The sequence below is a fragment of the Streptomyces sp. NPDC031111 genome, assembly GCF_055570675.1.
The window spans coordinates 276256-287907 of sequence record NZ_JBVIGS010000001.1; the positions used below are offsets into that span (position 1 = coordinate 276256).

Annotated in this window: 11 protein-coding genes; 6 read left to right on the forward strand and 5 right to left on the reverse strand. The window is 72.2% G+C overall.

Annotation, left to right across the window (positions count from 1 at the left end; translation table 11 throughout):
- The first annotated feature begins 86 nt into the window (after positions 1 to 86).
- On the forward strand, positions 87 to 1244 hold the full coding sequence (locus ACZ470_RS01300) for an acyl-CoA dehydrogenase family protein (protein WP_468423274.1): 1158 nt from the start codon (positions 87 to 89) through the stop codon (positions 1242 to 1244).
- A 35-nt stretch (positions 1245 to 1279) separates the two neighbouring features.
- The gene (locus ACZ470_RS01305) at positions 1280 to 2149 is read left to right on the forward strand and encodes an acyl-CoA thioesterase (protein ID WP_468423276.1); all 870 of its coding nucleotides are present in this window, start codon (positions 1280 to 1282) and stop codon (positions 2147 to 2149) included.
- A 12-nt stretch (positions 2150 to 2161) separates the two neighbouring features.
- Here ACZ470_RS01305 and ACZ470_RS01310 read toward each other — a convergent pair whose 3' ends face one another.
- The gene (locus tag ACZ470_RS01310; RefSeq protein ID WP_468423278.1) at positions 2162 to 2950 is read right to left on the reverse strand and encodes a phosphatase; all 789 of its coding nucleotides are present in this window, start codon (positions 2948 to 2950) and stop codon (positions 2162 to 2164) included.
- Between the two features lie 107 nt (positions 2951 to 3057).
- Positions 3058 to 4626 carry a PucR family transcriptional regulator gene (locus ACZ470_RS01315; protein WP_468423279.1) on the reverse strand — a complete coding sequence of 523 codons (1569 nt, stop codon included), beginning with the start codon at positions 4624 to 4626 and terminating at the stop codon, positions 3058 to 3060.
- Positions 4627 to 4747: 121 nt separating this feature from the next.
- Here ACZ470_RS01315 and speB point away from each other — a divergent pair, with 121 nt between their 5' ends.
- The gene (speB, locus tag ACZ470_RS01320; RefSeq protein WP_468423280.1) at positions 4748 to 5716 is read left to right on the forward strand and encodes an agmatinase; all 969 of its coding nucleotides are present in this window, start codon (positions 4748 to 4750) and stop codon (positions 5714 to 5716) included.
- The gene (locus tag ACZ470_RS01325) at positions 5713 to 7398 is read left to right on the forward strand and encodes a thiamine pyrophosphate-binding protein (RefSeq protein WP_468423281.1); all 1686 of its coding nucleotides are present in this window, start codon (positions 5713 to 5715) and stop codon (positions 7396 to 7398) included. The genes speB and ACZ470_RS01325 overlap by 4 nt, the downstream gene beginning before the upstream one ends.
- Before the next feature lie 10 nt (positions 7399 to 7408).
- Here ACZ470_RS01325 and ACZ470_RS01330 read toward each other — a convergent pair whose 3' ends face one another.
- Complete coding sequence (locus tag ACZ470_RS01330) at positions 7409 to 8248, reverse strand: helix-turn-helix domain-containing protein (protein ID WP_468423282.1); 840 nt, start codon at positions 8246 to 8248, stop codon at positions 7409 to 7411.
- A 114-nt stretch (positions 8249 to 8362) separates the two neighbouring features.
- Between ACZ470_RS01330 and ACZ470_RS01335 the strand changes: the two genes are divergently transcribed.
- A complete protein-coding gene (locus ACZ470_RS01335) occupies positions 8363 to 8959 on the forward strand; it encodes an NADPH-dependent FMN reductase (protein WP_468423284.1) in 597 nt (198 codons plus the stop codon).
- Positions 8960 to 8989: 30 nt separating this feature from the next.
- Here ACZ470_RS01335 and ACZ470_RS01340 read toward each other — a convergent pair whose 3' ends face one another.
- Positions 8990 to 9346 carry a peptidase inhibitor family I36 protein gene (locus tag ACZ470_RS01340; protein WP_468423285.1) on the reverse strand — a complete coding sequence of 119 codons (357 nt, stop codon included), beginning with the start codon at positions 9344 to 9346 and terminating at the stop codon, positions 8990 to 8992.
- Between the two features lie 338 nt (positions 9347 to 9684).
- On the reverse strand, positions 9685 to 10479 hold the full coding sequence (locus ACZ470_RS01345) for an endonuclease I family protein (protein ID WP_468423286.1): 795 nt from the start codon (positions 10477 to 10479) through the stop codon (positions 9685 to 9687).
- A gap of 145 nt (positions 10480 to 10624) precedes the next feature.
- On the opposite strand from ACZ470_RS01345, the gene ACZ470_RS01350 reads away from it, so the two are divergent.
- Positions 10625 to 11596 (forward strand): esterase-like activity of phytase family protein, encoded by a 972-nt coding sequence (locus ACZ470_RS01350; RefSeq protein ID WP_468423288.1) that lies wholly within the window; start codon positions 10625 to 10627, stop codon positions 11594 to 11596.
- The last annotated feature ends 56 nt before the right edge of the window (positions 11597 to 11652 follow it).

Consider the following 11652-nt stretch of genomic DNA (forward strand, 5'->3'; position numbering starts at 1 on the left):
TCCGCTCTGGACGCCTGTGGATACTCGCCGGTACCTTTGGTCTGAGCAAGCGCTTAGACATGCCCAGGTCGTGGAGGTGGCGAGCAGTGCGCCGTACGGTTTTCAACGAGGATCACGAGGCGTTCCGGGAGACGATCCGCGCCTTCATCGAGGCCGAGGTCGTGCCCGTCTACGACGAGTGGTTCGCGGCGGGCCAGGCGCCCCGCGAGTTCTACTACAAGCTCGGTGAGCTGGGCATCTTCGGGATCAACGTCCCCGAGGAGTTCGGCGGCGCGGGCCTGGACAGCCACAAGTTCGAGGCCGTCCTCTACGAGGAGACCGCCCGCGCGGGCGTCCAGTTCGGCGGCTCCGGCGTGCACGTGCTGCTCGCCCTGCCCTACATCAAGATGCTGGCCACCGACGAGCAGAAGAAGCGCTACCTGCCGAAGTTCGTCACCGGCGAGGAGATGTGGGCCATCGCGATGACCGAGCCGGGCACCGGCTCCGACCTCGCGGGCATGAAGAGCACCGCCAAGCTCAGCGAGGACGGCACGCACTACGTCCTCAACGGCGCCAAGACCTTCATCACCGGCGGCGTCCACGCCGACCGCGTCATCGTCTGCGCCCGCACCGCCGCCCCGACCGCCGAGGACCGCCGCCACGGCATCTCCCTCTTCGCCGTCGACACCAAGTCCGAGGGCTACTCCATCGGCCGCAAGCTCGACAAGCTCGGCCTGAAGACCTCCGACACCGCCGAGCTGGCGTTCGTCGACGTCAAGGTCCCCGTCGAGGACCTGCTCGGCGAGGAGAACAAGGGCTTCTACTACCTCGGCCACAACCTCGCCTCCGAGCGCTGGGGCATCGCCTTCGGTGCCTACGCGCAGGCCAAGGCCGCCGTCCGGTTCGCCAAGCAGTACGTGCAGGAGCGCACCGTCTTCGGCAAGCCGGTCGCCCACTTCCAGAACACCAAGTTCGAGCTGGCCGCCTGCCAGGCCGAGGTGGACGCCGCCGAGGCCGTCGCCGACCGCGCCACCGAGGCCCTCGACGCCGGCGAGCTCACCCCCGCCGAGGCCGCCAGCGCCAAGCTGTTCTGCACCGAGGTCGCGCACCGCGTCATCGACCGCTGCCTCCAGTTGCACGGCGGCTACGGCTACATGAACGAGTACCCGATAGCCCGCCTGTACGCGGACAACCGGGTCAACCGCATCTACGGCGGCACCAGCGAGATCATGAAGACGATCATCGCCAAGGACATGGGCCTGTAAGCCCCGCGAAATCCCTGCCGTATACAACTGACCTCATGAGTCAGGCACTCCAGGAACTCCTCGATCTGCTCGACCTCGAGCAGATCGAGGAGAACATCTTCCGCGGTCACTCCCGCCCCGCCGTCGTCCCCCGCGTCTTCGGCGGGCAGGTCGCCGCGCAGGCGCTGGTCGCCGCCGGGCGGACCGTCCCCGAGGACCGGCCCGCCCACTCCCTGCACGCGTACTTCCTGCGCCCCGGCGACCCCGGCGCGCCGATCGTCTACACCGTCGACCGGATCCGTGACGGCCGCTCCTTCACCACCCGGCGGGTGGTCGCGGTCCAGCACGGAAAGCCGATCTTCCACCTTTCGGCGTCCTTCCAGACGTACGAGGAGGGCCTGGACCACCAGGACCCCATGCCGCCGTCCCCCGACCCGGCCGCGCTGCCCACCTCGGAGGACCGCCTGCGCGGCTACGGCCACCTCGCCCCCGAGGTCGTGGACCGCTTCCTGGAGGCACGCGCCGCCGTCGACCTGCGCTACGTCGACGAGCCGCCCTACGGCCGCTTCGGCGAGCCCCGCGAACCCCACTCCCAGGTGTGGTTCCGCACCAAGGGCAAGCTGGCCGACGATCCGCTGCTGCACGTCGTCCTCGCCACGTACGTCTCCGACATGACGCTCCTGGACTCCGTCCTCCTCGCCCACGGGCGCGGCGGCTGGGCGGTCGGTGACGTCGTCGGCGCGTCCCTGGACCACGCGATGTGGTTCCACCGCCCGTTCCGCGCCGACGAGTGGCTGCTGTACGACCAGCAGTCCCCGTCGGCCCACGGCGGCCGGGGCCTGGGCCAGGCCCGCATCTACACCCAGGACGGCCGCCTCGCCGTCTCGGTCATCCAGGAGGGCGTGGTCCGCGTCCCGCGCGACTGAGGGCCTCAGGCCTCAGACGAGTCCGGCCTCCGCCAGCAGATACGCCGTCATCGGGTCGTAGTGGCGGGGGCTGGTCACATGGTCGTCGAGGGGGACCGTGACCTGGACGGTGCCCTCCGCCTCGGCCACGAACAGGGCCGGGTCGTTGCAGTCGGCGTAGCCGACGGAGTCCACGCCGTGCTGCCCCGCGTAGCCGGCCCAGCCGTGGTCCGCGACGACCAGGTCCGGCAGCGGGCGGCCCTCGCGCTCCAGGGCCGTCAGGATGGCCCTCATCGGCTCCCCGGAGTGCGTGTGCCACAGCGTCGCGCCGTGCTCCAGCACCGCCACGTCCGCGAACTGCATCACATAGCCCTCGTCCGTCGTCAGCCCGTCCGGGATGACCACGATCTCGCAGCCCGCGGCCCGCAGCGCGGCGGCCGTCGCCCGGTGCACGTCGAGCAGCCCGCCCGGGTGGCCGGTCGCGAACAGCACCCGCTGCTGCCCGTCCGCCGCCTTCCGCAGCCGCCCCGCCATCCGCTCCAGCCCGGCGACCGTCAGCTCGGGGTCGATGGTGTCCTGCCCGTACCGGTACTCCGGGTCGTCGTTGACGCCGACCCGCTCCGCCATCACCGCGAGCACGTCCTGCTCGTCGCTCCAGCGGTCGCCGAGCTCCAGCCCGAGCCAGAAGTGGCGGTCGCCGTTCGCCAGTTTGCGGTAGTGGGAGAGGTTGTTCTCGCGCGGCGTGGCGACGTCGCCCGCGATGCGGGTGGCCACCAGGTGTTCGACGAGTTCGGAGCGGCTGGGTGTCCCGGGTATCGGCATGCCCCCATTGTGAAGCAGCGCACTGTGGGCGTCCCTGGCGTATCGAGCGCTGGGACGTGCGTCACGTACTCACGCGACTCCGTACGGCTACTCAGGACCCGCGCGGCTCAGGTGCTCCGCAGGGCGAACCAGAGTTCCATCCGTACGTCCGGGTCGTCCACGTCCGCGTCCAGCAGGGCCGCGCACCGGGCGATGCGCTGTCGCACGGTGTTGCGGTGCACGGACAGCGCCACCGCCGTACGGTCCCAACTGCCGTGCAGGGAGAGCCAGGTGCGCAGGGTGTCGGTCAGCGCGGGGGTGTCCGCTATCGGGGCGAGCAGGGCTTGGGCGTGCGCTGCCGCGTCGTCCTTCGGGACGAGGTCGGCGAGGGCGGGGCGGGTGCCGTGGCGGACCAGCGGGGTGCGGGTGGCGTGGGCGCGGGCCAGGGCGCGGGCGGCCTGGGTGTCGGCGGCGGGGCAGTCGGGCGGGGCTGCGGGGGCGCTGATGCCGAGGGTCCAGCCGGGCAGGGCGTCTATGGGGCGGTCGGCCGGCACGAGGACCCTGACGATGCCGTCGGCCGGGTCGGCCGGGTTGGCCGGGTCGGGCGGGTCCACGAGGGACGAGCCGAGTGCGGTGCCGAGGGCGGAGGCGGCGAGGGGGTCCGGCGGGGCCGGGCCGTTGGGTCGTGCGTGCACGACTTGCCAGCTGGTTCCGCCGAGCAGGGGGGCGACGTCTTCGGGGGGTGTGCCCAGGAGTAGGCGTACCAGGGCGGAGGTGCGGGCCGTGGTGGTTCCGCTGTGCTGTTCGCCGGTGAGGAGGGAGAGGAGTACGGCGGCGACTGAGGCGATGGTGTGGTCGCCGGGGGTGCGGTGGGGCGAGGCTACGCCGAGGACGAATCCGTGGCCTGGGGTGAGGGCGTAGGCGGCGAGGTGGGTGCCGTTGATGGTGTCGCTGGCGGTGGTGGGGGCGGGGCGGGGGTTGGCGCGCTGCTCGGCGCTGTGAGGTGCCGCTGCGCCCACCCGTGCCGCCCCAGCGGCACGACTGCCCGCAGCTACGGCGGGGCGTACCACTTTGGTCAGGTTGGTCAGGGCCTCTTTCGACTCGGCGGGTGGGGTGGGTCCCGCTGTGGCGATTTCTGTGGTGTCCGGGGTGTACAGGGCCGTCCAGCCGCCGATCCGTTGGGCCAGTTGGTGGAGGACCGAGCGGACCGGGTCCGGGCGGCCTGCCGCGGTGGCGAGGGACTGCTGGGCCTCCGTGACCCGGCGCAGCTCCGCCAGCCGGGCCTGCGCCATCAGCTGCCAGACCGCCCGCGCCACCCCCGAGAACGTGGTGCGCGGCGGCACCTCCAGCAGCGGCAGGCCGTGCATCTCGCACGCCTCCACCAGTGCCCCCGGCACCGTCTCGTGCACCGGCGCCAGACCGAATCCGAGCGCCGCCCCGCCCGCCGCCACGATCCGCGAGACATACGCGTCGAAGTAGCCCGCGCCCGCCCCCTCCGGGATGTGCACGCCCGCCGACAGCAGCAGCTCCCCGCCCAGCAGATACGGGTACGGGTCCGCCATCTCCGAGGCGTGCGCCCAGTGCACGACGGTGCCGGGGTCGTCGGGCCCGGCGACCCGGCGCAGCCCCAGGTCCTCGCGTGCCAGGAGCGCGTCCAGGCGCACGGGCGGCGTGGGTGGGACCATGGGATCCGACATGCTGGACACTTCCTCCACTCCGTGCGGCGGGAATGGATGAAACGTACACTTCGCAGATGCTTTCCGCCCCTCTATGGTCGGGACATGAGCAAGGCGAAGAACAGGAAAGAAGGCAGTCCCCATGAGCGGTAACGAGACGCCCCGCGGCCCCGTCGACTCCTCCCGCGTCCCGCGGTACGCGGGCCCCGCGACCTTCGCCCGGCTGCCCCGCCTCGACGAGGTCGGCCGTGCCGACGTCGCCGTGGTGGGTGTTCCGTTCGACTCGGGCGTCTCCTACCGGCCGGGCGCCCGCTTCGGCGGCAACGCCATCCGCGAGGCATCCCGGCTGCTGCGCCCGTACAACCCGGCGCAGGACGCCTCCCCGTTCGCCCTCGCCCAAGTCGCGGACGGCGGTGACATCGCCGTCAACCCGTTCAACATCAACGAGGCCGTGGAGACCGTCGAGGCCGCCGCAGACGACCTCCTCGGCACCGGCGCCCGTCTGATGACCCTCGGCGGCGACCACACCATCGCGCTGCCGCTGCTCCGCTCGGTCGCGAAGAAGCACGGCCCGGTCGCCCTGCTCCACTTCGACGCCCACCTGGACACCTGGGACACGTACTTCGGCGCCGAGTACACCCACGGCACCCCGTTCCGCCGGGCCGTCGAGGAGGGCATCCTCGACACCTCCGCCCTCTCCCACGTCGGCACCCGCGGCCCGCTCTACGGCAAGCAGGACCTCACCGACGACGAGAAGATGGGCTTCGGCATCGTCACCTCCGCCGACGTCTACCGCCGGGGCGCCGACGAGGTCGCCGACCAGCTGCGCCAGCGCATCGGCGACCGCCCGCTGTACATCTCCATCGACATCGACTGCCTGGACCCCGCCCACGCCCCCGGCACCGGCACCCCCGAGGCCGGCGGCATGACCTCGCGCGAGCTGCTGGAGATCCTGCGCGGGCTGGCCTCCTGCAACCTGGTCTCCGCGGACGTCGTCGAGGTGGCCCCCGCGTACGACCACGCCGAGATCACGTCGGTGGCCGCGTCCCACACGGCGTACGAACTGACCACGATCATGTCCCGCCAGATCGCGGAGGCCCGCGCGAAGTGACTCACGACCACGACCTGGTGCTCCGCCCGACCGCCGCGCAGACGGAGGCCGCGCTGAATCCTCCCCCCGGCCGCAACGGCGGAGACCTGGTCGTGGAGACCCTGGCCGGGCTCGGCGCCACCACCGTCTTCGGCCTGCCCGGCCAGCACGCCCTCGGCTTGTTCGACGCCCTGCGCCGCTCCGACCTGCGGTACATCGGCCTGCGGGTGGAGAACAACGCCGGTTTCGCGGCGGACGCGTACGGCCGGATCACCGGCGAGGCCGCCCCGCTGCTGCTGTCGACCGGCCCGGGAGCCCTCACCTCCCTGGCCGCGCTCCAGGAGGCGGCGGCCGCCTCCGCTCCCGTGCTGGCGATCAGCAGCCAGGTCCCGACGGCCGGGCTGGGCGGTGGCCGCCACGGCTATCTGCACGAACTCCCCGACCAGTCGGCCTCGTTCCGGGGCGTGGTCAAGTCCGTCCACACCGTGCGTACGGCTTCGCAGATCCCGTCGGCGATCGCTGCGGCCTGGCAGTCGGCGCTGACCGTCCCGCACGGGCCGGTGTGGGTGGAGATCCCGCAGGACGTGCTGCTCGCCGAGACGATCCTGCCGGTGGTGACGGCGATGGACGCCACCCCGGACGAACTGCCCCCACGCCCCGAACTGACGGCCCTCGCAGCCCACTTGCTGGCGAACGCCGCCCGCCCCGCGATCATCGCGGGCGGGGGAGTGGTCCGTTCGGACGCCTCCGGCAAGCTGCGGCAGCTCGCCGAGCGGATCCAGGCGCCGGTGGTCACCACCCCCGGCGGCAAGGGCGCCTTCCCCTGGACGCACCCGCTGTCCCTCCAGTCCTGGCTGGAGGATCGCCACACGACCGACTTCCTGGAGGACGCCGACGTCCTGCTGGTCGTCGGCTCGGGACTCGGCGAACTCTCCTCCAACTACCACACGTTCAAGCCGCGCGGGCGGGTCGTCCAGATCGAGGCCGACCTCGGCAAGCTGGAGTCCAACCACCCGGGCCTCGGCATCCACGCCGACGCCCGCCTCGCGCTCCAGGCGCTGCTGGAGACGGTGGAGCCGCGCGAGGACGCGACGGCGCCCGAGCGGGTACGGGAAGTCCTGGACCGCGTACGCGCACGCATCGCCGCCCAGGAACTCACCCTGGAGCAGCAGGTGCTGACGGCGGTCCGCCGGGCCCTGCCCACCGACTCGCCGTCCTTCTGGGACATGACGATCCTGGCCTACTGGGCGTGGTCCGCCTTCGACGCCATGGGCCCCAACCACCTGCACTCCGCGCAGGGCGCCGGCGGCCTCGGCTACGGCTTCCCGGCCGCCCTCGGCGCGGCGGTCGCCGACCCCACCCGCCCGGTCCTCGCGGTCTCGGGCGACGGCGGCGCCCTGTACTCCGTCGCCGAACTGGCCACGGCCCGCCAGTACGACCTGAACGTCACCTGGCTCATCGTCGACGACGGCGGCTACGGCATCCTCCGCGAGTACATGACCGACGCCTTCGGCGAGCCCACGGCGACGGAACTGACCCGCCCGGACTACGCGGCCCTGGCGGAGTCCTTCGGTGTCCCCGGAGTGCGCACCACCCCCGAGACCCTGGAGCAGGACCTGGCGAAGGCCCTGTCGACGCCGGGCCCGTCGGTCGTCGTACTCCCCGCCGTGCTGCGCATGTTCGCGCCTACGCACCTGGGCTGAGGGGCGGGCGCTACGAGATGGCCCGGAGCCTGCCGTGGCGTGCCCCGTCGCGGAGCCGGCCGACGGCCCGCGCCGTCTCCTCGTCCGCGGGCAGCAGGACGAGCAGGTGCTGTGCGTCCGAGGGAAGGTCGAGCGTTTCCCGGCGCAGCCGCAGCTCGCATCCGGAGGGGTGACGGAGCCGCAGCACGCCCCGCGGCGGCACGACGTGACGGTTCATCCGCCGGGTGAACTCCGGTCCGGCGTCGGGGGCGAGTTCCGCCGCGAACCACTCCGCGTTCTCGACCGTCGGTCCGAGCCACAGGTCGAACGCCTGCTCGTCGGCGACGGCGTCCCAGTCGGCGAAGTACGCCTTCGCGCGGGCGTCGGTGAAGACGTAGCGCGTGAGGTTCGGCTCGTCGGCCTCCAGCAGTCCCGTGCCGTCCGCCACGGCCTCGTAGGCGCCGGTCCACGCGAGGAGATCGCCCAGCCTGTTGGTCACCACCGCGATGCCCGGTTCCAGGAGACGGAGGGTCTCCAGGACGGACGGCCGGACCTCGCGGCGCGGCGGCTCGGGCCCGAGGTGACCGGTGCACTCGCCACCGGTGATCTTCGCGAGGTAGCGCAGGTGCTCCCGTTCCGCCGGGTCGAGGGCGAGCGCGTCGCCGAGCGCGTGCAGCACGGCGATCGAGGGATTGCGGTCACGGCCCTGCTCGATGCGGGTCAGGTACTCGACGCTGATCCCGGCCCGGGTGGCGACGTCGGAGCGGCGCAGGCCCGGTGACCTGCGGCGGCCGTGGTCCGGCAGTCCCAGCGTCTCGGGCTGGATGCTGTCGCGCTTGGTCCGTACGAAGTCCCCGAGCGGTGTCCCCATGACCCCGAGCCTAGGACGGCTCCCCGCCCCGCGCGTAGTGCTCAGGGTGGCCCTGTCGGGGCCAGCCTGAGCACGGTCTGGCTGCTCCCGCGCCGCGATTCCAGGGTGGAGGGCATGGACAACACCAAGCACAGGCTCGTGGTCGTCGTCGGCAGCGTTCGCGAGGGCCGGTTCGGCCCCGTCGTGGGCTCATGGGTCGCCGAGCAGGCCCGCGAGCACGGCGGATTCGACGTGGACGTCGTCGACCTGGCGGACTTCGACATCCCCATGGAACTGCCCGCCGTGTCGCCGAAGTACGCCGGCCACGACTACCCCCGCCCCGCCGGCATGGCGGCACTCACGGAGGCGCTGGACGGCGCCGACGCGTTCATCCTGGTCACACCCGAGTACAACCACAGCTACCCGGCATCCCTGAAGGCCGCGATCGACTGGCACTTCACCCAGTGGACGGCCAAGCCCGTCGCCTTCGTCAGCTACGGCGGCGCGGCGGGCGGCCGGCACGCGGTGCTGCACCTGGAGAACGTCCTCACGGAACTCCACGCGGTGACCATCCGCGACGGGCTCGCCTTCCCGATGTACTTCACCTCGTGGCAGGACGGCCGCCCGCTCGACTCCGAGGCCCCCGGTTACGCGAAGACCCTGCTCGACCAGCTGTCCTGGTGGGCGGGTGCGCTCCGCTCGGCACGCGAGGCCGCGCCCTACCCGGCGTGAGGACGCCGGGAGGGCGGTGTGTCCGGCGCGTCAGCAGGCGCCCGGGCCCACCCCGTCGATCCGCCCGCCGAAGTCGCCGAGGTAGCGGGAGCGCCAGTCGCCGTTGAAGACGTCCCGCTTCTCGACCGGCTGCCAGTTCACGAAGCAGGCACGGGTGCTCGCGACGACCGAGCCGACGTGGTCGTGGAGTCGGGGCGGCATGTCGCGGTAGCCGCTGCGCGCGGTCCACTCCCAGTAGTCGCCGTCGAAGCCCTCCTTGCTCCAGAAGCACACCGATCCGTCGGGGCAGGACGGGGGTGCGGCCGGCGCCGCGGACGCGGCGTGGGCCGGCAGCAGCAGGGCGGTCAGGGTGAGGGCGGCGGCGAGGGACCAGGAACGAGTCTTCACGGCACTCTCCAGTAAGGCGTCGTGGAGGCATGGAATCGCCCCGGCGGATCTGCCGGGGCGATTCCAGGGTTGCCGTGGGGTGGGTGCGATCGGGACGGTCCGCTGTCCACACCACCTGATGGAGCGAACCGGGGGCTCGGCGGGGTGCGTGCCGCCGGGCGGTGGGCGCCGCACGCGCGGGGCGCTCGGTCGGTATGGGCCGGGGGTGGGTCGCGCGGCCCGGCGCTGGCGGGGTGCCGTCGCGCCCACCCGTGCCGCTGGGGGTACCTCCCAGGCCCTTGAGGCACTGGGGGAGGCACGACTGCCCGCGGAGAGCGGAGAGCGGTGCTGCCCGGTGGTTACCAGATCGACTCGACCCACTCCGGGTGGTCGATGAACGGGTTCCTGTTGTGCTGGTACGAGGTGTAGATGACCTCGTTGCGGCGCTCCTCGGACGCGCTCGGCGGGTCCTCCTGGTGCCACTGCTTCAGGACCGAGAGGCGGCCGTGGTACGGGTTGCTGCCGTTGGTGACGGAGTCGTTGGGCTCCAGGTCGGGCCAGCCGTCGGTGCCCTCGTAGCGGACGGCCATGTAGAGGATCATGCGGGCCACGTCGCCCTTGACGGCGTCGCGGGGCTCGAAGGAGTTCGAGTCGGTGAGGCTGCCGCCGCTGTTGCTGAACGAGCTGCCGCCGTTGTCGAAGTCCTTGTTGCCGCGGATGGAGTTGACCTGGACGTCCTCGGGGCGCAGGTGGTGCAGGTCGGTGCCGGGACCGGTGGACGTGCCGAAGTCGCCGTGGGACTTGGCCCACACGTGCTCCCGGTTCCAGTCGCCGACGTCACCGCCGTTGAGGGACTTGCTGCGGGAGATGCCCGAGTACAGCAGGATCACGTTGTTGCCGTTGTTCGGGTCCTGGTCGGTGACCTTCAGCGCTTCCCAGACCGCCGAGTACGAGATCTTCGTCTGGTCGCTGATGATCGTGTGCAGGGAGTCCTTGAGCGCCGGGCCGGTCTTGCCGATCGCGTCGGCGTAGTACGTGTCGTCGTACGCGGCGGCGGCGGGGGCGTTCAGCGCGGGGACGGCGAGGCCGACCAGCACCGCCGAGGTGGCCAGCGCGAGCGTCTTCCAGCGGCGGCGTATGTGTGTCACGGGCATGTGGGGACGTCCGATCTACGCGAGTTGATTGAGCGGCCGAACGAAGCGTGACATGGACATGTATGCGTGGGGGTGAAGGAAAGGTGTCGGTCACGTGTCGGTGAGAAGTGACCCGCCGTCACCCCGCTGCCCTACGGTGACGGCCATGCGTCTGCGACCGATCCTCGCCACCCTCACCGCCGCCCTCGCGGCCGCCGGCTGCCTCACCGCCGCCGGCCCCGCCGCCGCTCACGGCGGCGGCGCCTGCTCCCCGTCCGTCTCCATCGACCGCTACTCCGACGCGCTCGACAGGACGACGTACGACGGCACCTACGTCGGCAACCTCTCCGCGCTGGCCCCCGACGGCCACGGCACCCTCGCCGCCCTCTCCGACCGCTCCGCCCTCTTCCGGCTGGACGCCCGCACCCTCCGGCCCGAGGGCGTGATCCCGCTCGCCGACGAGAAGGGGGCCGCGCTCGACTCCGAAGGGCTGGTCGCCGACCGGGACGGCACGTATCTCGTCTCCTCGGAGACCGAGCCCTCCGTGCGCCGCTACTCCCGTGACGGAACCCTCCTGGGCCGCCTCCCCGTCCCCGACGACCTGCGCACCGCTCCCGACGGCCCCGCCCGCTCCAACGGCACCTTCGAGGGGCTGACCCTCCTCCCCGGCGGCCGCACCCTGCTGGCGTCCATGGAGTACCCGGTCGCCGGCGACCCCGACGACCAGGTCCGCCTCCAGACCTGGCGGCGCACCGCGCACGGCGGTTTCCGGCTCGGCGACCAGTACACCTACCGGGTCGACCGGGGCCTCGGCGTCCCCGAGGTGACCGCCACCCCCGACGGCCGCCTGCTCGTCCTGGAGCGCGGCTTCACGGCCGGCGTCGGCAACACCGTCCGCCTCTACCTGGCCGACCGGCACGGCACCTCGTACGACAAGACCCTGCTCGCCGACCTCGTCGACTGCCCCTCCCTCGGGGCCACCGCCAAGCAGCCCCAGCCCAACCCGCTCCTCGACAACATCGAGGGCATGACGGTCACGGGCCGCGACCACGGCCGGCTGAAGGTGCTCCTGGTCAGCGACGACAACGAGAACCCCAGCCAGACCACCCGCTTCTACGCCCTGCGCGTACGCCCCTGAATGTTGCGGAGGGATGAAATCCGCCGCTGATCGCGTTGGTGCCTTCCGGTAGATCA

Coding starts and splice junctions, on each gene's coding strand:
- ACZ470_RS01305 (WP_468423276.1), top strand. CDS start 1,280: ATGAGTCAGGCACTCCAGGAACTCCTCGATCTGCTCGACCTCGAGCAG.
- ACZ470_RS01310 (WP_468423278.1), bottom strand. CDS start 2,950: ATGCCGATACCCGGGACACCCAGCCGCTCCGAACTCGTCGAACACCTG.
- ACZ470_RS01315 (WP_468423279.1), bottom strand. CDS start 4,626: ATGTCGGATCCCATGGTCCCACCCACGCCGCCCGTGCGCCTGGACGCG.
- speB (WP_468423280.1), top strand. CDS start 4,748: ATGAGCGGTAACGAGACGCCCCGCGGCCCCGTCGACTCCTCCCGCGTC.
- ACZ470_RS01330 (WP_468423282.1), bottom strand. CDS start 8,248: ATGGGGACACCGCTCGGGGACTTCGTACGGACCAAGCGCGACAGCATC.
- ACZ470_RS01335 (WP_468423284.1), top strand. CDS start 8,363: ATGGACAACACCAAGCACAGGCTCGTGGTCGTCGTCGGCAGCGTTCGC.
- ACZ470_RS01345 (WP_468423286.1), bottom strand. CDS start 10,479: ATGCCCGTGACACACATACGCCGCCGCTGGAAGACGCTCGCGCTGGCC.
- ACZ470_RS01350 (WP_468423288.1), top strand. CDS start 10,625: ATGCGTCTGCGACCGATCCTCGCCACCCTCACCGCCGCCCTCGCGGCC.